Source organism: Streptomyces sp. NPDC020917 (assembly GCF_044333795.1).
In the GTDB taxonomy this organism is placed as follows: Bacteria; Actinomycetota; Actinomycetes; order Streptomycetales; family Streptomycetaceae; genus Actinacidiphila.
In genome coordinates this window covers 106673-124849 of sequence record NZ_JBIRRR010000007.1, presented here as the reverse complement: position 1 = coordinate 124849, position 18177 = coordinate 106673, and the positions used below count along the sequence as shown (strand labels likewise).

At 72.5% G+C, this 18177-nt stretch carries 14 protein-coding genes; 5 read left to right on the top strand and 9 right to left on the bottom strand.

Features of this window, described 5'->3' with window-relative positions; translation table 11 throughout:
• Positions 1-73: 73 nt before the first annotated feature.
• From ACH4TG_RS17345 to ACH4TG_RS17305, 9 genes are all read right to left on the bottom strand, one after another.
• On the bottom strand, positions 74-1111 hold the full coding sequence (locus ACH4TG_RS17345) for a hydroxyacid dehydrogenase (protein WP_398243157.1): 1038 nt from the start codon (positions 1109-1111) through the stop codon (positions 74-76).
• Complete coding sequence (locus ACH4TG_RS17340; protein ID WP_398243156.1) at positions 1095-2174, bottom strand: dihydrodipicolinate synthase family protein; 1080 nt, start codon at positions 2172-2174, stop codon at positions 1095-1097. The genes ACH4TG_RS17345 and ACH4TG_RS17340 overlap by 17 nt, the downstream gene beginning before the upstream one ends.
• 6 nt (positions 2175-2180) lie before the next feature.
• Positions 2181-3362: an NAD-dependent epimerase/dehydratase family protein gene (locus tag ACH4TG_RS17335; RefSeq protein WP_398243155.1), complete on the bottom strand. Its 1182-nt coding sequence runs from the start codon at positions 3360-3362 to the stop codon at positions 2181-2183.
• 8 nt (positions 3363-3370) lie between these two features.
• Complete coding sequence (locus ACH4TG_RS17330) at positions 3371-4384, bottom strand: carbohydrate ABC transporter permease (RefSeq protein ID WP_398243154.1); 1014 nt, start codon at positions 4382-4384, stop codon at positions 3371-3373.
• Positions 4385-4386: 2 nt separating this feature from the next.
• Positions 4387-5298, bottom strand: coding sequence for a carbohydrate ABC transporter permease (locus tag ACH4TG_RS17325; protein WP_398243153.1), 912 nt, complete (start codon positions 5296-5298; stop codon positions 4387-4389).
• 115 nt (positions 5299-5413) lie between these two features.
• Positions 5414-6664: an extracellular solute-binding protein gene (locus ACH4TG_RS17320; RefSeq protein ID WP_398243152.1), complete on the bottom strand. Its 1251-nt coding sequence runs from the start codon at positions 6662-6664 to the stop codon at positions 5414-5416.
• A 50-nt stretch (positions 6665-6714) separates the two neighbouring features.
• A complete protein-coding gene (locus tag ACH4TG_RS17315; RefSeq protein WP_398243151.1) occupies positions 6715-8019 on the bottom strand; it encodes a Gfo/Idh/MocA family protein in 1305 nt (434 codons plus the stop codon).
• A 163-nt stretch (positions 8020-8182) separates the two neighbouring features.
• Positions 8183-10015, bottom strand: coding sequence for a peptidase C14 (locus ACH4TG_RS17310; protein ID WP_398243451.1), 1833 nt, complete (start codon positions 10013-10015; stop codon positions 8183-8185).
• A 595-nt stretch (positions 10016-10610) separates the two neighbouring features.
• Positions 10611-11489: an IclR family transcriptional regulator gene (locus ACH4TG_RS17305; protein ID WP_398243150.1), complete on the bottom strand. Its 879-nt coding sequence runs from the start codon at positions 11487-11489 to the stop codon at positions 10611-10613.
• A gap of 216 nt (positions 11490-11705) precedes the next feature.
• On the opposite strand from ACH4TG_RS17305, the gene ACH4TG_RS17300 reads away from it, so the two are divergent.
• Genes ACH4TG_RS17300 through ACH4TG_RS17280 form a run of 5 tightly spaced genes read left to right on the top strand, consistent with a single transcriptional unit; the run spans position 11706 to position 18163 of the window.
• Positions 11706-13058, top strand: a complete 1353-nt coding sequence (locus ACH4TG_RS17300; RefSeq protein ID WP_398243149.1) for an aspartate aminotransferase family protein — start codon at positions 11706-11708, stop codon at positions 13056-13058.
• Positions 13058-14245, top strand: coding sequence for a mandelate racemase/muconate lactonizing enzyme family protein (locus ACH4TG_RS17295; protein ID WP_398243147.1), 1188 nt, complete (start codon positions 13058-13060; stop codon positions 14243-14245). The genes ACH4TG_RS17300 and ACH4TG_RS17295 overlap by 1 nt, the downstream gene beginning before the upstream one ends.
• Positions 14242-15090 carry an amidohydrolase family protein gene (locus ACH4TG_RS17290; protein WP_398243146.1) on the top strand — a complete coding sequence of 283 codons (849 nt, stop codon included), beginning with the start codon at positions 14242-14244 and terminating at the stop codon, positions 15088-15090. Before ACH4TG_RS17295 ends, ACH4TG_RS17290 begins: the two co-directional genes overlap by 4 nt.
• Positions 15087-15956 (top strand): SDR family NAD(P)-dependent oxidoreductase, encoded by an 870-nt coding sequence (locus tag ACH4TG_RS17285; RefSeq protein WP_398243145.1) that lies wholly within the window; start codon positions 15087-15089, stop codon positions 15954-15956. The genes ACH4TG_RS17290 and ACH4TG_RS17285 overlap by 4 nt, the downstream gene beginning before the upstream one ends.
• Entirely contained in the window at positions 15953-18163 is a 2211-nt protein-coding gene (locus tag ACH4TG_RS17280) for a peptidase C14 (RefSeq protein ID WP_398243144.1), read from the top strand. The genes ACH4TG_RS17285 and ACH4TG_RS17280 overlap by 4 nt, the downstream gene beginning before the upstream one ends.
• Positions 18164-18177: the final 14 nt, after the last annotated feature.

Here is an 18177-nt window from a genome sequence, read left to right as displayed (position 1 = left end):
TCTCTTCGTGAAGGCGATGCGGGTGCGCGCATCGTGGTGCGGGTGCGGGTGCCAACGGGTGCGGGCTGTACGGCTATTCGACGCGCTCCAGGGCCTCCCGGCCCACGGCGTGCAGCAACTCCCGCCCGTCCAGGTGGCGTTCGATCTCGGCGACGGTGCTGTCGCCCAGCGCGTGCCGGCCCTCGACGGTGGCCGCAGCCTGATGGGGCGTCAGCAGCACGTTGGGCAGGGCGCGCAACGGGTGGTCGGCGGGCAGCGGTTCGTCGTCGAAGACGTCGAGCGCGGCGTCGATCCGGCCGGTGCGCAGCTCGGCCAGCAGCGCGGCCTCGTCCACCAGCCACGACCTGGCCGTGTTGACCAGTCCCGCGCCGTCCGGGAGCAGGGCCAGCTCCTGCGTGCCCAGGAGGTGGCGGGTCTCGGGGAGCGCAGGCGCGTGCACCGCGGTGATCCGGCTGCCCGCCAGCACCTCCTCGAGACCGGCCACCCGGACGCCGAGCGCCTCGGCGTCCGCGGCGTCCAGGTAGGGGTCGGCCACGGTGACCTCGGCCCCGAGCGCCCGGACCATCGCGATGTAGGCGCGCCCGGTGCGGGAGGCGCCGATCACGCCGATCGGGCAGCCGAGGATCTGGTGCCGTTCCGGCGCCGCCCCGGCCTGCTCCCAGGAGGCGCCCCCGCGCAACGCGTGGTCGAAGCGGTGGATGCGGTGCAGCAGGGAGAGGGTGAAGGCGAGGGCCACCTCGGCGACCGGTCGGGCCATCGCGCCGCCGGCCTGGGTGACGTGCACGCCCCGGTCGAAGACCGCCTCGGACACGTACGGGCTGACCGCACCCCCGGTGTGCGCCAGCAGCCGCAACCGCGGTGCGGACGCCAGGAGTTCGGCGTCGAGCCGGGCGGTGCCCCAGCCGGTGACGAGGATGTCGGCGCCGGCCAGCGCGCCGGCCAGCGCGGCGCGGTCGTCCGGCCGGTCGAGCAGCACCGGGTCGGCCACGCAGGTCAGCCGCCGCCAGGCGTCCGGGGTGAAGAACTGCGGCCGCAGCGCCGGGGCGACGGCGACCACGGCGACCGGCCGCCGCGCCCCTGCCGGCCCGCCGCGGTCAGCGGAGCCAGTCATCACGGTGCTCCGCCACGAACGCGTCGTCGGTCAGCCAGGGGTAGGCGTCCGCGACCCGGGCGATCTCCTCCGCCTGCCGCGGCGAGAGCCGTTCGGCGGGGTCGAGGCACCAGGTGCCGGCCAGCAGGCCCTGGCGGCGGAGCACTTCGTGCACGCCGGGGATGCAGCCGCGGAACGCGTTGCGCACGTCGAACACCGCCGCGTTGGCTTCGCTCAACTGCGGTGCCCTGCGCAGCAGATCGGTCATGAGCTGCTGGTCGCCGGCCCGCGCCGCGCGGACCTGCGCGAGCATGTCGACCGCGCGTGAGGTCCACACGGCCCACTGGCCGAGCAACCCGCCGGCGAACCAGCGCAGATCGCCGCCGGAGGTGCGGTACGGGGTGAGCAGGTCGGTGAGGATCGCGTCGTCGTTGCCGGTGTAGAGGGCGACCTCGTGGGCCCGGTCGCTCGCGGCCACGGCGGCGATCACCTCGGCGGTGCGGTACCGGTCGAAGGGCGCGGCCTTGATCGCCACCACGGACGGGATGTCGGCGAACGCCCGCCAGTAGTCGGCCGAAAGGTAGCGTCCGCCGACCGCCTCCTGGAGGTAGAAGCCGACGACCGGCAGCACCTCGCCGACGGCGCGGGCCCGGTCCAGCAGCCCGGTCTCGTCGGCACCGGGCACCGCGGGGCTCAACAGCACCGCGTCGTAACCGAGTTCGGCGGCCAGTTCGGCCTCGGCGACGGCCTGCGCGGTGTACCCGCAGGCGCCGGCGACCTTCACCACGGGCCGGCCGGCCTCCTTGTCCGCCGTCTCGGCGGCGAGTTCGAGCACCGGGCGCAGCAGGCCGACGGCGGCATCCCTGATCTCGAACTGGGTGGTGTGCACGCCGACGGCGATCCCGCCGGCGCCCGCGGCCAGGTAGTAGCGGGTCAGGGCCCGCTGGCGCCGCTCGTCCAGGCGCCGCTCGGCGTCCAGCGCGAGCGGGTGGGCCGGTATGACGGTTCCTGCGGTCAGCAGGTCGAGCGCGCTCGCCTCGGGGTCGGCGGGAGCGGTGGTGCTCTCGGGGTTGCGGGAGGACACGGTGGGTCAGAACCTTCCGTCGCGGACGTCGAACTTGGTGGGCCGGCCGGACAGCGGCAGACCGCGCCGGATCCACTCGGCCTGCCAGCCGACGAGCGTGCGCAGCGGCACCGGCGGATAGCCGAACAGCGCGTGGCAGCGGCTCGCGTCGGACAGCAGCGCCGTGCCGGACTCCTGACCCGTCGTCAAAGTAGCCTGACCCGGGCCTGGTTGGGCAGGAGTGCCTGCTCCGTCGCGGCCGAACTCCTCGGCGAACAGGTGCGCCAGCCGCCGTACCGAGGCGGTCTCCGGCCCGGTGAGGTTGAGGGTGAACGCGTCGGCGTCGGCGTGCAGCAGCGCGCGCAGGGCGACCTCGTTGGCGTACCCCTGCCAGACCACGTTGGCGTGGCCGGTGGTGACGTCCACCGGATCGCCGGCGTGCACGGCCGAGGCGATGTCGGCGAGCACCCCGTAGCGCAGGTCGATCGCGTAGTTGAGGCGGAGCAGCGCGACGCGGGTGCCGTGCTCGGCGGCGTGGTAGCCGAAGACCCTCTCGCGGCCGAGGCAGGACATGGCGTACTCGCCGACCGGGCCGACCGGGTCGGTCTCGGCGGAGCCCGCCGAGGCGGTGTCGACCAGGGGATAGACGTTGCCGGTGGAGAACGCGGAGATCCGCGCGTCGCGGTAGCGGCGGGCGATCCGGTCGGGCAGCGCCGCGTTGACCGCCCAGGCATGGGCCGGGTTGCCCGCGGAGCCGAACTTGGCGCCGACCATGAAGACCGCGTTGCCCGCGTCCGGCAGCCGCGCCGGGTCGCCGTCGAGCAGGTCGAAGGCGACCGGGTGGACGCCCTCGGCGGCGAGCGCGTCAGCCGCCGCCCGGTCCGACCAGCGGGAGACGGCGTGGACGGCGAGGTCGCCGCGGCCGGCCGCGTCCAGCGCCCGGCGGGCGAGCCGGCACAGGCTGGGGCCCATCTTGCCGCCCGCTCCGAGCACGACCAGGTCGCCGTCGAGCCGGGCGGCGTCGGCCACCAGGGCCGGGGAAGGGCTGGCGAGCAGGTCCTCGAGCTGCTGCTCGCCGTCGGGGAATTCCGGCAGGAGGGCGCCCGCCGCCCAGGGGAGCGCGGGCGCGGCCGTTGCGGGCGCGGCCGTTGCCGGTGTGGCCGCTTCGGGCGCGCCAGGGGTGGGGGCGGACGTGGAGGCGTGGGGCATGTGCGTGGTCATCCTTTGACGGCCGAACCGGTGACGCCCTCGGTGAAGTACCGCTGGCCGGCCAGGTAGGCGGCGAAGATGGGGACGAAGGCGATCACCGATCCGGCGAGCACCTGGCTGAGCGGCACCTGCTGCTGTTGCAGCGAGGCGATGCCGACGGTGAGGGTGCGCATGCCGCTGCTCTGGCCCATGATCAGCGGCCACAGGAAGTCGTTCCAGTGCCACAGGAAGACGAAGGTGCCGAGGGTGGCGAGGATCGGCTTGAGCAGCGGCAGCACGATACTGACGAAGATCCGCAACTCGCTGCACCCGTCCAGCCGGGCCGCCTCGAACATCTCGTCCGGGAGGTCCTTGATGAACTGCCGCATCAGGAACACGGCCTGGGCGTTGGCGAGGGTCGGGATGATCAGGCCCCAGTAGGTGTCCACGCCGCCGAGCTTCGCCATCATGATGAAGGTCGGGATCATCGTGACGTGGTACGGGACCATGACCATGGACAGGAAGGACCAGAACATGGCCTCCCTGCCGCGGAACCGCTTCTTCGCGAAGGCGTATCCGGCCAGCGCGGCCAGCACCAGCACCCCGACCACCGAGACCACCGAGTAGATCAGGGTGTTGAGCAGCCAGCGCGGCACGTCCTGGGCGTCGAGCACCGCGCCGTACGAGGACCCGCTCAGGTGCCAGGGCAGCAGGCTGCCGGGGAGCGAGACGGCGGCGCCGGGCTTCAGCGACAGCACGAGCATCGCGTAGAAGGGGAACACCGTCGCCACGGACGCCACCGCGAGCAGCACGCCGCGCACGATCCTCCCGCCGGTGCTCGGCTGCAGCGCCCGCGGGACGGTGTCGCGCTCGCGGGGCCGGCCGGAGCGGCCGGAACGGCGCGGCCACGCGCCGTGCGCGGCCCGTCCGTCGGGGGCGGTGGCGGCCGAACCGGCGGCGGCACCACGGGCGTTGGGGCCGGAGGGGGAGCCCGCGCCGGCTCCCGTCCCCGCCTCGGCGGCCTCTGCGGTCAGGTTCGCCATGGTCACTTCTCCTTTCCGAGCACCATGCGCTGCACGAGCGCCACGACCACGGTCATCACGAACAGCACGCAGCCGAGCGCGCTGGCGTAGCCGAGGTCGCTGTACTTGAAGCCGGCGTCGTACAGCTGGTACACGAGGCTGTAGCTGGCGTTGGCCGGGCCGCCACCGGTCATCACGTAGATGGCGTCGAAGATCTGGAAGCTGTTGGTGGTCTCGATCACCGCGAGGAAGAAGAAGGCCGGCTTGAGCTGCGGGGCGACGATGTAGCGGAACCGCTGGAACGGCCCCGCGCCGTCCATCAGCGCGGCCTCCTCCAACTCCCTCGGCACGTCCTGCAGCCGGGCGAGCAGGATCAGCATGCCGTAGCCGCAGCGCGACCAGATGCCGACCAGCGCGAGCGCCGGCAGCACCAGGGCGGAGTCGGTGAGCCAGGACTGGTCGGGCAGCCCGAGCAGGCCCATCAGGTCCGACCACGGTCCCTTGGTGGAGAAGATCCAGATGAAGACGGTGGACGCCAGGATGAGGCTGGTGACCACCGGCAGGAAGAAGATCGACCGGAAGAGCCGGGAACCGCGGAAGGCCCGCCGGGTGAGCAGCGCCAGCCCCAGCGAGGCGAGGATCGTGAACGGCACCGCCAGCACGCTGTAGACGACGGTGACCCGCAGCGAGGACCAGAACAGCGGGTCGTGCATCATCCGCTGGAAGTTCTGCAGCCCGGTGAAGTGGGTGGTGTCGCCGATGGTGTAGTCGGTGAAGCCGAGCAGCAGCCCGGCGACGCCCGGCCCGAACCGGAAGGCCAGGAAGAGCAGGAAGCAGGGCAGCACGAACAGCAGCCCGATCCTGGCCTCGCGGCGAGCGTGCGGTCCGCGTCGGTTCCTCTGCGGGCGGGTGGTACGTTCCGCGACTGCGGCCACGGGACCTCCTTCGGGGGAGCGATGGGTGCTGCCGGACCTCGCCGGCGGGTGGGGGGCGGTCGGGTGTGCGCCGGGCGGGCCGCTCGGCTGCTGCGAGCGGCCCCGGCGTACGGGCTCAGCGCTTGCGGGCGATCAGCTGGTCGGCGGCCGAGGCCGCGTCGTCGAGCGCCTTCTGCGGGGTGGTCTTGCCGAGCAGTGCGGCCTGGATCTGCGGTGCGAGCAGGCCCATCACGTCGCGCGCGGCCTTGTTGAGCGGGCCGACGTCGGTGCTGCTCAGCACCTTCTCGGTGGCCTCCTGGAGCGTGTCGCCGGGGTAGAGCGGCGCGGCGTCGGTGCGCGGCGAGAAGTACCCGCCCGGCGTCTGCAGGCCCGCGGTGTTCTTCGGCTGCGACACGTACGAGATCCACTTGCCGGCGAGCTTCTCGTTGGCGCCCTTGAAGACCGCGAGGGTGCCGACGGTGCCGTACGCCACCGACTTGGTGCTGCCCAGCGCCGGGCCGACCTCGATGTTCTCCTTGCCCCAGAAAGGCTCGACCTCGGCCGCGGTGTTCTGCCAGGTGCACGCGACCTTGTTCTTGGCGAGGTCGGTCTGCTCGATCTGCGGGGTGGTGGTGACCAGGTCCTTGGGCGTCCAGCCGTTGTCCACGAAGGTCTTGAGCCAGGTGAGCGCCTTGACGCCGGCCTCGCTGTTGAAGGCGGCCTTCTTGCCGTCGGGGGAGAAGACGTCGCCGCCGGCCTGCCACAGCAGGGGGTAGAAGGTCATGTTGAGGGTGGCGGTGGTGTCGCCGCTGTAGCTGGTCGCGTAGAAGCCCTTGGCCTTCAACTTCGGTGCGAGCGCGGCGAGCTGGTCCCAGGTGGTCGGGTAGCTGGTCTCGCCGATCGCGTCGAAGACCTTCTTGTCGCACAGCAGCGGGTAGCTGGACATCAGCACGGGGGCGGCGAGCGCCTGGCCGTCCACGGTGACCGCCTTCAGCGCGGCCGGGCGGTAGGCCGCCTTGTCCGCGGCGGGCATCCACTTGTCCGCCGGGATCAGGTTGCGCTGGTAGGCGGAGAGCTGGTCGGGGATCAGGTACGCCACGTCGGGACCCTTGCCCGCGGCGATCGCGGTGGCCAGCGCGGTGTCCCGGTTGGCCCACGGGTAGGTGGAGACCTTGACGGTCACCCCGGGGTTCTCCTTCTCGAACCCCTTGACCAGGCCGTCCCAGTAGGCGGCGTTGGCCTTCGGGTCGTTGATCACCGGGTACACCCAGGTGTTGATCGTCTTCTTCGAGCTGGATCCGGAACCGGTGCCGGAACCGCAGCCGGCCACGGCGGTGGCGGCAAGGGCGGTGACGACGGCGAGGGCGGCGGTGTTACGGCGTCTCACGGTGGTTCTCACTTTCGTGGCGTGGAGCAGGGCGGTGGTGGGAGTACAGGTCAGCGGATCGGCACGGTCTCGACCGTTCCGCCGTGCCGGGAGCGTTCGGCGGCGAAGGCGGCGAGGTGGCTGCCGAGGGACTCGACCGGTCCTGAGCGGATGTGGGAGCGGTCGCCGGTGGCGAGCGCGGTGACGAACGACTCGACCAGCACCCGGTCGCCGCCGCCGTGGCCGTCCGCGGCGTTGGAGCCGCTCGTGCCGACGTCGTGCACCTGGGTGGTGTCGTCGCGGAAATCGTGCACGACGACCCGCTCGCCGTCGCCGCGCAGCCAGCCGTGGCTGCCGAAGATCCGGGTCTGGCGGTGGGTCTGCTCGGTGAAGGCGGTCATGGTGAAGACCGCCGTGGCGCCGCCGGACAGCTGCATGGCGACCACCTGGTTGTCGACCACGTCGTTGTCCGCGCGGTACACGCACCGCCCGTACGGGCCGGTGCGCAGCGCCTCGGTGAGCACGTCCTGGTCCTGCGGGCCGGTGGCGTGCGCGGTGACGTGGTCGATCGGCCAGGCGCCGCCGGTGGTGCGCAGCGCCGGGTAGTAGAGCTTGGGCGCGGAGTAAGGGCAGTTCGGTTCGACCGGGCAGTCCAGGCAGTTGGCGGCGGCGCCCTCCGGGGCGTGTTCCGGGCGGAAGTGGGCGAGCGAGCCGAAGCTCGCCACGGTCTCGATCCGGTGGCCGGTGACGTAGGCGATCCAGTCCAGGTCGTGGCTGGACTTGGCCAGGATCATCGGCGAGGAGAGGTCCTCGCGGCGCCACGGGCCGCGGACGTAGCTGTGCGCGTAGTGCCACCAGCCGACCGGTTCCAGGTGGTCGAGCCCGGTGACGGTGCCGAGGACACCGCTGTCCACCACGCTCTTCACCAGGTCGGTGTAGGGGGTGTAGCGCATCACGTGGCAGACGGCGAAGGGCACTCCGGCCGCCTCGACGCCCTCGACGATGGCGCGGCACTCGGCCTCGGTGGGGGCGAGCGGCTTCTCGGTCATCACCGCGTACCCGGCCCGCGCCAGGGCCAGCACCGGCTCGGCGTGCTCGCGGTCCTGGGTGGCCACGATCACGCCGTCGGCCAGCGGGCCGCCGTTCGCCTCGGTCGCGGCGAGCAGTTCCCGCCAGTCGCCGTATCCGGTCGCCCCGGGTACGGAGGCGCGCGCCTGCGGCCGCGGGTCGGCGACGGCGACGATCCGGGCGCGCTCGGGGTGGTCGCGGATCCATGCGGCGTAGGTCAGCCCGCGGTTGCCGGCGCCCACGAGGACGATCCGCACCGGGCGGCCCTCGATCGGGGTGCCGCCGGTGCTGGTCTGGTCGGTGGCCATGGTCTCTCTTTCACGGTGGGCGCGAAGGGTCGGCGGGACGGGAGCGGCGCGCGGTGCCGCGACGGGCAAGGGCGGTGCGGGGTGGGCGGGTCGGGCGGCCGGGCCGGCCGGGGTTCGTGACGGGCCCGGCTGCCCGGGTCGTGACCGGCCCGGCCGGCGGCTCTCAGAGCAGCAGGTTCCCCGCGGTGTGCCGCACCCGGTCGCCCTCGGCGGGCATCGCGGTGCGGGTCACGCCGTCCTCGGTGCAGCCGGTGTGCAGCAGGTGGCTGTCCCCGGTGAAGGCGGCCGGGGCGAGTTCGAGGCGGCCGCCGGCGAAGGCCGAGCCGCCAGCGCGGTAGTGGTTGACGCCGTCGGTGATCAGCAGGTGCGCGGTCCCGGCGTCCCCGGCGCGGGAGTCGACGCCGTCGAGCTGCCAGCTGACGGTGCGGTCCGCGCCGCTGCGGGCGAGGAAGGCCGCCGCGCTGTTGGCGCCGGCGAAGCGGGCGCCGCCGTCGACCCACAGCCGCTGGTCCTTGGTGGACTTCAGCACCAGGCCGGTGTCGGTGAAGGTGCCGCCGTGCACCGAGGTGCCGGCGTGCGCGACCGTGCTGGGGCCGGCGCCCGCCGAGGCCCCGGTGAACGTGCAGTGGTCGAGGACGAGTTCGCCGGTGCCGTTGAACTGCGCGCCGTCCAGGCCCTTGAGGGTGACCCGCAGCAGGTGCACGTCGGAGCGGACGGTGGCCGCGGTGACCTCGGACGCCTTGCCCTGGGTGAAGGACGAGTCGGCGATCACGGTGGGCCGTTGCGACCGGTTCGAGGACTGGGAGACCACCAGCGGGCCGGAGGCCACGCAGCCGCGCAGCTGGGCGCCGTCGGAGTTCACCCAGATCATCCCGGAGTTGGGCTGGGCGTTGCCGATGACCAGCATGTCCTCCAGCGTCAGGTCGGTGACGTTGGTCCTGGCCACGAACCAGGAGCAGGCGTGCTTGCGGACGGTGACCCGCTTGGCCGCGCCGCCCCAGGCCGCACCGGAGTTGGCGAACGTCATCAGCCCGGAGTTGCCGGTGTAGGTGAGGTCGTGCTCGAACTGGCCGTGGGTGACGAAGGGGCCCTGGTCGTCGCCGTCGCCGTGGCAGTTGGTGACGTAGCCGTAGGCGGAGGCCGTCCAGTCGTTGAGGTGCCGGGCGTTGGCGACGTGGCAGTCCTCGACGTGGCCGTACAGGCAGTAGATCTGCTGGGTGAGGTACCCGGCGCCGCCGTAGGTGACCGAGGCCGGGTTCTTCAACTGGCACTCGGAGGTGCGGAAGTAGGTGCACCAGCGGCGCATGACGACCGGCCAGAAGGTGCCGGTGGCGTCGATGCCGGAGACGTCGCAGGAGACGGCGTACTCGTAGGCGATCGGGTGCGAGCCGGTGACGGTGTCGTTGTCCGCCACGTCGGGCACGCCCTCGAAGACCATGTTGCGCACGTGGACGCGCTCGACCGGCTCGACGCGGGTCCAGGTGAAGGTGCGCCCGGCGGCCAGGTCCCAGCCGATCTTGTAGTTGACCCGGATGTGCGTGCCGTCCACGATCTCGGTGACCTGGACGAGCTTCTGCACCTCCTTCTCGTACAGCCCGGTGCCGGCGGCCGCGTCGATCTCCACGCTCCACCACTGCCCGACGGTGAAGGACGTGCTCGACGGCACCTCGAAGATGTCGGCGAGGTCGGGCATCGGGGCGGACAGCCGGGACTTGACGGTGGTGCCGGTGACCTTCCCGAGGAAGTACAGCACCGCGCCGAACGGGTTGTTGTAGGAGTTCGGCTCGATCCCGGTGGTGGTGACCTTGTTGCCGCCGAAGTCCAGCTCGATCCCGGAGCGGGAGAAGGTGTGGCGCTTGGTGAAGTTCAGGTCGGTGTGCGCCTCGATCCGGTGGACGGCCGGGTCGCCGACCATGGCGTCCAGCGCGGCGTCGGCCGGGGTGGAGGCGTCGAAGACGCCGAACTGGCGGAAGTCCAGCAGGCCGTCGTGGACCATCCGCCAGCGGCCCTGGCCGGTGAGGCCGGCCGGGCGCAGCACGGTGCCGCCGTTGGGGGCGTCGGTGGCGGTGGCGTCCCAGCGCACCACCAGGCCGCCGCCGTCACCGGCCGCGCGGTAGCCGGAGACCAGCGCGACCGTGCCGTTCGCGAGCGGCCTGGGGTCGAGCGCGAGCAGCCGGGCGACGGTGTCGACGGTGATCGGCGGGGCGGCCTGGCCGGGCGGGGTCGCGGTGCCGGATCCGGTGGCGGACGCGGTGCCCGCCCCCGCGGCGACCGCGGTGGTGGTGGCCGCGAGCAGCAGGCCGCCGATGCCGCCGGCCCGCAGCAGCTTGCGGCGGGAGGTGTCGGGACGGCCCGGCTCGGGGCTCGACCCGGGGCTCTGGCGGATGGTGGAACCCGGCACGGGGCCAGGGGATACGTTCACGGTGTGCCTCAGCCTTCGATGGGCCTGGGGGTGAGGACGAATCCCGTGACGCTTGCCGGACATGCGGATGGCGGTGCGGACCGGTGCGGTAAAAGCGCAGACCAGGGGCAGGGTGCGTGCGCTGCACCGTCCGACGGGGCGAGACGTTATGCCCCTGCCGGTGAATCGGTCAAGACCCCGCGGTGGCCGTCGTGCGACCCTCGGGTGTTGCCCCGGCGTTGCCATGGCCCAGGCTCTGACTGATCCTTTCGGCGAAGTCCCTTACCTGCAGGCCGAGTTCGCGGAACCGCCAGCCGGGCAGATCGAGCTTGAGGCCGGTGATGCTGATCGCGCCGACGCACCGGTCCCGGTGGTCGCGGACCACGCTGCCGATGCAGAAGATCCCTTCGGCGTCCTCCTCGTCGTCCAGCGCGTAGCCGGTGGCGCGGACGTCGGCCAGGTGGGAGAAGAGGGTCGCCTCGTCGGTGATGGTGCGCGAGGTGCGGCGGGGCAGCCCGGTACGGGCGACGAGTTCCCTGGCCTCCTGCTCCGGCATCGCGGCCAGCAGCGCCTTGCCGATCCCGGTGCAGTGCGGCAGTTCGCGGGCGCCCATCCGCAGGTCCAGCCGCAGGCCGCCGCCGGCGTCGACCTGGTCCAGGATCACCGCCTGGCCGTCCTGCGGCACCGCGACCCGCGAGGCCATGCCGGTGGCGGCGGTCAGCTCGCGCAGGATCGGGCGTGCCACGTCCCGCAGCGAGACCTGTGCCTGGGCCCGGTCGCCGAGCCGGGCCAGCGACATCCCCAGCCGGTAACGGCGGTTCATGCCCTCGCCCTCGTCGGCCACCAGGCCGTAGTGCCGCAGCGTCTGCAGCAGGCCGAACGCGGCGCTCTTCGAGACGCCGCTGCGCTGGGCGACCTCGGTCACGCTGAGTCCCGCCCCGGGCCCACCGGCGGCGAGCACCTCCAGCAGTTCCGCGGCCCGCGCCACGGTCTTCACCAGGTACTTCGGCTCCGCCCCCGATGCGCGGTCCCGCTCGTCATCGAGCCCACGCTCAGCACTGTTCTGCATAGCGAAACAGTTTACCACCGGACCCCCCTTGACCGAGGCGTGAAGCCGGATCTAAGATCAGCCCACTGTTCGGATATTCAGAACAGTGTTCTTGAAAATCGTTCCTTCAGTGCAGCGAACGAATCCTGCGACGACTTGCCGGGCGGATGGCGTCCTGCGGTCCCGGCCGGGCAGGGCCGGGACCGTCACCCACAGCATCGACGCGAGGAGCACCACATGACGCTCGCCGAGCGGGCCCGCCGGGTGATACCGGGCGGTGTCAACAGCGGCCAGCGGAGCATTCCCGGCCTCACCGACCTGGTGATCGCCCGGACCGCGGGATCCCGTTTCTGGGACACCGAGGGCCGGGAGTTCACCGACTACCACGCCGCGTTCGGGCCGCCGCTGCTCGGCCACAACGACCCGGACGTGGCCGCCGCGGTCGCGGACGCCTCGGGCCGGATCGGCCTCACCGGGGTCGCGGTCACCGAGGCCGAGGTGGACCTCGCGGAGCAACTGGCCGAGCTGATCCCCTCGATCGAGCAGGTGCTGCTGACCAGCACCGGCAGCGAGGCGACGTTCCACGCGCTGCGCGTGGCCCGCGCGGCCACCGGGCGCCGCCTGGTGGTGAAGTTCCAGGGCTGCTACCACGGCTGGCACGACGCGGTCAGCCTCAACGTCATCTCGGCCCCGGACCGGGTCGGCCGGCACGACCCGACCTCCACCGGCATCCTGCCCGAAGTCCTCGACGCCACCCTGGTGCTGCGCTTCAACGACGCCGCCGCCGTACGGCAGGCGTTCGCCGAGCACGGCGCCGACATCGCCGCGGTCATCGTGGAACCCATCCCGCACAACGTCGGCGCGCTGCTGCCCACCGAGGAGTTCCTGCGCACCCTGCGCGAGGAGTGCACCGCGGCCGGCAGCGTGCTGGTCTTCGACGAGGTGATCACCGGCTTCCGGCACGCCCTCGGCGGCTACCAGGCGATCTGCGGGATCACCCCCGACCTGACCACCCTCGGCAAGGCCATCGCCAACGGCGCCCCGATCGGCGCCCTCGGCGGCCGGGCCGACCTGATGCAGCAGTTCAGCAGCCGCCCCGGCGGCCCGGTGTTCTTCGCCGGTACCTACAACGGGCACCCGCTGCCGGTCGCCGCCGCCCTGGCCACGCTGCGCAAACTGCGCGAACAGCCGGTGCACGAGCACGTGTTCCGGCTCGGCACCCGGGTGCGCACCGAACTCGACGCGCTCTACCGGCGGATCGGCGTACCCGCCGTGGTGACCGGCTACGGCTCGGTCTTCGTCAGCTACTTCATGTCGGGCCCGGCCCCGCTCAGCTACGACGACCTGCTCGCCAACGACACGGCGATGTTCGTCGGATACCGCCGCCACCTCATCGAGCACGGCGTCTTCGAGCTGCCGCTCAACCTCAAGCGCAGCCATCTGTCCTACGCGCACACCGACGCCGACGTGGACCAGTTGCTGGAGGCGACCGAGGCGGCTGTCAAGCGCACCCTCGCCGAGGGCGGGCCCAGCGACCTGGCGCACGTGTCCACCATGGGTGGCGCCGGCGCCGGCACGGGAGCCCGCTGATGCTGACCGTGAACACCACTCGCCCGGCCGGCCCCGCCGGCCGGATCAGCAAGGTCGAGACCCTGCAACTGGGCACCGCCTGGCGCGACTTCGGCTACGTCCGGATCCACACCGACCAGGGCCTGACCGGCGTCGGCGAGATCACCCACCCCTACCGGGTGGACGAGACCTGCCGGCTGGCCGAGGCGATGGGCCACCGCCACCTGCTGGGCGCCGACCCGTTCGACGTCGAAGAGCTGTGGCTGCGCATGTACCAGGGCGACTTCCTGCGCGGCGGCGACATCGGCGGCATCGTCGTGTCCGGCGTGGACCAGGCGCTGTACGACCTGATGGGCAAGGCGCTGGGCGTGCCCGCCTACCGGCTGACCGGCGGCGCCACCCGCGACCGGGTCCGGGTCTACGCCAACGGCTGGTACACCGGCGAGCGCGAGCCGGCCGAGTTCGCCGCCAAGGCGAAGGAGACCGTCGCCAAGGGCTTCACCGCGCTGAAGTTCGACCCGTTCGGCGCCGGCCTGCACGAGCTGGAACGGACCGAGCTGCGCCGCTCGCTGGCCCTGGTCGCCGCCGTGCGCGAGGCGGTCGGCCCCGAGGTGGACCTCTTCATCGAGGGCCACGCCCGGTTCGCGATGGCCACCGCACGGCGGCTGGTGCACGAGCTGGCGCCGTACGACATCGGCTGGTTCGAGGAACCGCTGCCCTGGACGCACATCGAGCGCTACGCCGAGTTGCGGCAGATCGCGCCGTTCCCGATCTCCGGCGGCGAGCACTTCCACAACAGGTACGAGTACAAGCAGTTGTTCGCCACCGACGCGGTGGACATCGTGCAGCCCGACCTGTCGATGGCCGGCGGCTTCACCGAGGTGCGGAAGATCGCCGCGCAGGCCGACGCGCACGGCATGCTGGTCGCCCCGCACAACTCCAACTCCCCGCTGTGCACCACCGCTTCGGTGCACGCCACGCTCGGGATCAGCAACCTCAAGATCCTGGAGACCTTCGACGGGCTGCTCGAACCGTACGTCTTCGAGGCGGTCCGCGGCGCGCTGCCGATCGTCGACGGCCACATCGAGCTGCCGACCGCGCCCGGGCTCGGCATCGAACTGGTCGACGAGGTCTTCGCGGAGCACCCGCCCACCCACCGCTTCTGGAACATGTTCGCGGACGGCTGGGAGAAGAGGAACCGCACATGATCGTTGACGTGCACTCCCATCTCTTCCGGCACAGCCACGACTTCGACGACGCCTTCCGGGCCGAGTCGGCTCGCGCGCACGCCGGCGAGGTGGACCTCACCGTGCGCTACGAGGACTACGCGGCCAGCGCGCCGGAGGGCACCCGCACCGTGGTGGTCGGCGGCAAGGCGCGCCGCAGCGGGCTGTGGGTCGACGACGCCGCCGTCGCCGGATACGTCGCCCAGCACCCCGACCGGCTGATCGGCTACCTCTCGCTCGACCCGACCCAGTCCGGCTGGCAGGACGAACTCCGCTTCGGCCACCGGGAACTGGGCCTGCGCGGCATCAAACTGATGCCGATGTACGCCGGGTTCGACCCCGCGGACGAGGCGTACGAACCGCTCTACGCGTACGCCGAGCAGCACGGCCTGCCGCTGCTGGTGCACACCGGCACCACCTTCGTCTCGCAGGCGCCGCTGGAGTACGCGATGCCGCGGCATCTGGACTGGGTGGCGATGCGCCACCCGGAACTGCGGATGGTGCTGGCGCACCTGAGCCATCCCTTCGAGGGCGAGTGCATCGCGGTGATCCGCAAGCACCGGCACGTCTACGCCGACATCAGCGCGCTGCACTACCGGCCGTTCCAGCTGTGGCACAGCCTGCGCCTGGTGCAGGACTACGGCGTGTGGGACAAGCTGCTGTTCGGCAGCGACTACCCGTTCACCACGGTGAACGACTCGGTGGACGGGCTGCGACGGATCGCCCGCATCCCGGGCATCCCCGGCCTCGACCCGCTCGACCAGGACGCCGTGGAGGCGCTGATCCACCGCCCGTCGCTGGACCTGCTCGGGCTGGAGCGGTCGTGACCCCCACCGGGAACCCGGCCGCCGCGGCGCGCTTCGACCTGACCGGCCGCACGGCGCTGGTCACCGGCGCCGCCCGGGGCCTCGGCCGGGCCTTCGCGGTGGCACTGGCCGAGGCCGGCGCCGACCTGGTCCTCACCGACCTGCCCGGCGCCGGCGGGCTCGGCGAGACCGCCGCGCTGGTCCGGGAAACGGGCCGCGGCGCGCTCGTCGTCGAGCAGGACCTGTCCGACACCGCGGCGCTGCACGGCTTCGCCGACCGGGTACGCGAGCAGGCCGGTCCGCTCCGCATCCTGGTCAACAACGCCGGCACGGCGGCGCTGGAGCGGTTCAACGAGATCACCCCGGAGAGCTGGTACCGCGTGATGCGGGTCAACCTCGACGCGGTGTTCTTCCTCACCCAGCGCATCGCCGAGCACATGGTCGCCGACGGCGTGCCCGGCCGGATCGTCAACATCACCTCCAAGAACGCGCTGGTCGCCGAGGCCGGGCTGGCGCACTACAACGCCTCCAAGGCCGCGGTGGACCTGCTCACCCAGACCCTCGCGGTCGAGCTGGCCCCGCACGGCATCACCGTCAACAGCCTGGCCCCCGGCATGGTGGACACCCCCATCGACGGCGAGTTCCCGTTCGACCGGGAGGCGTTCGAGGCGGCGTACCGCCGGCGCATCCCGCTGGGCCGCTACGCGCGGCCCGAGGAGTGCACGGCCGCGCTGCTGCTGCTCGCCGGCGACGGCGGCGCCTACCTGACCGGCACCCGGATCGTGGTGGACGGCGGGGTCCTGGCCGACCAGATGCCGCGCACCGCGTTCATGCCCCCGTACCGCACGTCGCTCGACCCCCAGCGGAAGGACGGCACCACCCCATGACCACCACCCGAAGACACCTGCTGCGCTCCGGCGGGCTCGGCGCGGCGGCCGTTGCCGCCGGCGCGCTCACCACCGTGCCGGCCCAGGCCGCCGGCCCCGCCGGCAGCGACCCGCACGCCACCGCAAGCAGCGCCAAGGCCGGCGGTGCGGCGCAGCCCGCGACCGCCGCGGCCACCGTCGCCGACCTGCTCGCCACCGCGTCGAAGTCGCTGCGGGACGGGGAGGTGGCAGTGGTCGCCGGCTACCGCACGCCCGGCGACGGCGGCGGCATGACCGTACGGTGGGACGCCGGCAGCACCAGCACGCCCAACGGCGGCACCGTGCTGCGACCGAACGACCGCCCGGCGCAAGGCCGTTGGCGGCGGCTGCACGACGGTGTGCTGGACTTCCGCGGATTCGGCCTGTTCGACGCGGCCACCCCCGCCGACGACGCGCTGGACGCCATGGTCGACGACCCGTCCGTGCACCGGGTGGAAGCCCACACCGACCTGCTCTTCCGGCGCCGCCACACCTACCACCGCTCCCGGATCGTGCTGGACTTCGGCGGCCACACCGTCCACACCGGCGGCATCGAGCGCAACGCCCACGACAACCCGTTCGGCGCCGTCCTCTTCTTCCAGGGCACCCTCACCTCCGACACCGTCAGCCACGCGCTGCCCGCCGAGGTCATCGAGCTCACCGACGCCTTCCCGGTGCCCGACTCCGGCGCGTTCGAGGTCGGCCAGTGGTGGGCGGTGCAGAGCGACGAGGTGGCCGGCGGCGGGAGCGACGAGCGCGAGCTGCAGAAGATGGTCGAGGTCACCGAGATCATCGACGGCACCCACATCCGCGTCGACTACCTCAACGGCTGGCCGCTGGCGGCCGGCCGCACGGTCACCTGGCGCCGGGTCGAACCGGTCGTCGGCGCCCGCGTGGACAACCTCGTCTTCCTCGGCGCCGGCCAGGACACCGGCGCGGTCGACGACGAGTACACCGGATCGGCCCCGGTGGCGTACGAGTACGCGGTGGACTGCGACGTCTCCGGCATCCACGCCACCGGCACGTTCTGGCCGGTCATCATGCGGCGCTGGTGCACTCGCTACCGCACGGTCCAGTGCAGCCTGAAGAACCCGCCCACCGTGATGTACGGCGGTGCCGGCTACCTCACCCAGCAGATCTACTGCCTCTACGGCCACGTCGCGGACTGCACCACCAGCAACGTCCGGCACCTCAACGATCTGACGGCATCGGCCTACTGCCAGGTCGTGAACTGCCACGGTGACGGCGACGACGAGGGCGGCAACCCCTTCACCACCCACGGGCAGTACGAGCACGACCTTCTTTTCGAGGGCAACTCCGGCCTGATGGACATCGCCAATTCCGGTGTCCAGTGGGGCAATTCCGCCAAGCGCATCACCGTGCGCGACCACGTCTGCTCCTGGTTCACCGCCAACACCAGGATCACCGACCTGACGCTGGAGAACGTCAAGGTCATCGCCCGGCCGACCTTCGACCCGGCCGGCACCCTGGTGATCAACGCGGACGGCGCCCAACTGCGCGGCTGCACCGCCTCGTTCTTCGCCGTCGCCCAGAAGTCCGCCCGCTCCACCCGGCCGACGACGGTCACCGACTGCAGCTTCGACCTGCCGAAAGCCTCCGTACTCGTGCAGACCCCGGTGACGGCGCCGGTGCACTTCGTGCGCACGACGTTCACCGGCCTGGACGGCAACGTGCTGCGCGGCAGTGGCCCGGTCCACCTCACCGACTGCCGGCTGGCCGGCAGCCCGAACGCGGCGCCGCTCGCGGTCGGGGCGTCCGAGATCACCGTCGACGGTGGCAGCCTCACCGACACCGGCATCGCGCTCAGCGCCGTGCGCGACCAGCGGATCAGCGTCGGCGGCGGTGCGGTCCTGTCTGGCACCAACGCGGCCAAGGCCCTGCTCTCCCGCACGGCCGGGACCGCCGCCACCATCACCTGGGACCTGGCCGACCTGCGCAGCAGCGCGGCCGACGCGGACACCGCCCACGTGCAGGTCGCGGACGGCGGCAACCGCTACAGCGCGGTCGGCGCCCGCCTCACCGGCGGCCGACTCGCCCTGGCGGCAGCCGCGTTCACCGGCACGTCGTCGCTCCTGCACACCGCGTGCACCGAGGACGGCGTGACCCGGGAGGGCCTGCCGGCGGACGGCAAGCGGGTCAGCGCCACCGGCGGCAATCTGATCCTCTGACCGGGCGGGACGGG

Excerpts from the sequence above, each read along its gene's own strand:
- ACH4TG_RS17345 (WP_398243157.1), bottom strand. The coding sequence starts at position 1,111 with ATGACTGGCTCCGCTGACCGCGGCGGGCCGGCAGGGGCGCGGCGGCCG.
- ACH4TG_RS17335 (WP_398243155.1), bottom strand. The coding sequence starts at position 3,362 with ATGCCCCACGCCTCCACGTCCGCCCCCACCCCTGGCGCGCCCGAAGCG.
- ACH4TG_RS17330 (WP_398243154.1), bottom strand. The coding sequence starts at position 4,384 with ATGGCGAACCTGACCGCAGAGGCCGCCGAGGCGGGGACGGGAGCCGGC.
- ACH4TG_RS17315 (WP_398243151.1), bottom strand. The coding sequence starts at position 8,019 with ATGGCCACCGACCAGACCAGCACCGGCGGCACCCCGATCGAGGGCCGC.
- ACH4TG_RS17310 (WP_398243451.1), bottom strand. The coding sequence starts at position 10,015 with ATGGTCCACGACGGCCTGCTGGACTTCCGCCAGTTCGGCGTCTTCGAC.
- ACH4TG_RS17305 (WP_398243150.1), bottom strand. The coding sequence starts at position 11,489 with ATGCAGAACAGTGCTGAGCGTGGGCTCGATGACGAGCGGGACCGCGCA.
- ACH4TG_RS17300 (WP_398243149.1), top strand. The coding sequence starts at position 11,706 with ATGACGCTCGCCGAGCGGGCCCGCCGGGTGATACCGGGCGGTGTCAAC.
- ACH4TG_RS17295 (WP_398243147.1), top strand. The coding sequence starts at position 13,058 with ATGCTGACCGTGAACACCACTCGCCCGGCCGGCCCCGCCGGCCGGATC.
- ACH4TG_RS17290 (WP_398243146.1), top strand. The coding sequence starts at position 14,242 with ATGATCGTTGACGTGCACTCCCATCTCTTCCGGCACAGCCACGACTTC.
- ACH4TG_RS17280 (WP_398243144.1), top strand. The coding sequence starts at position 15,953 with ATGACCACCACCCGAAGACACCTGCTGCGCTCCGGCGGGCTCGGCGCG.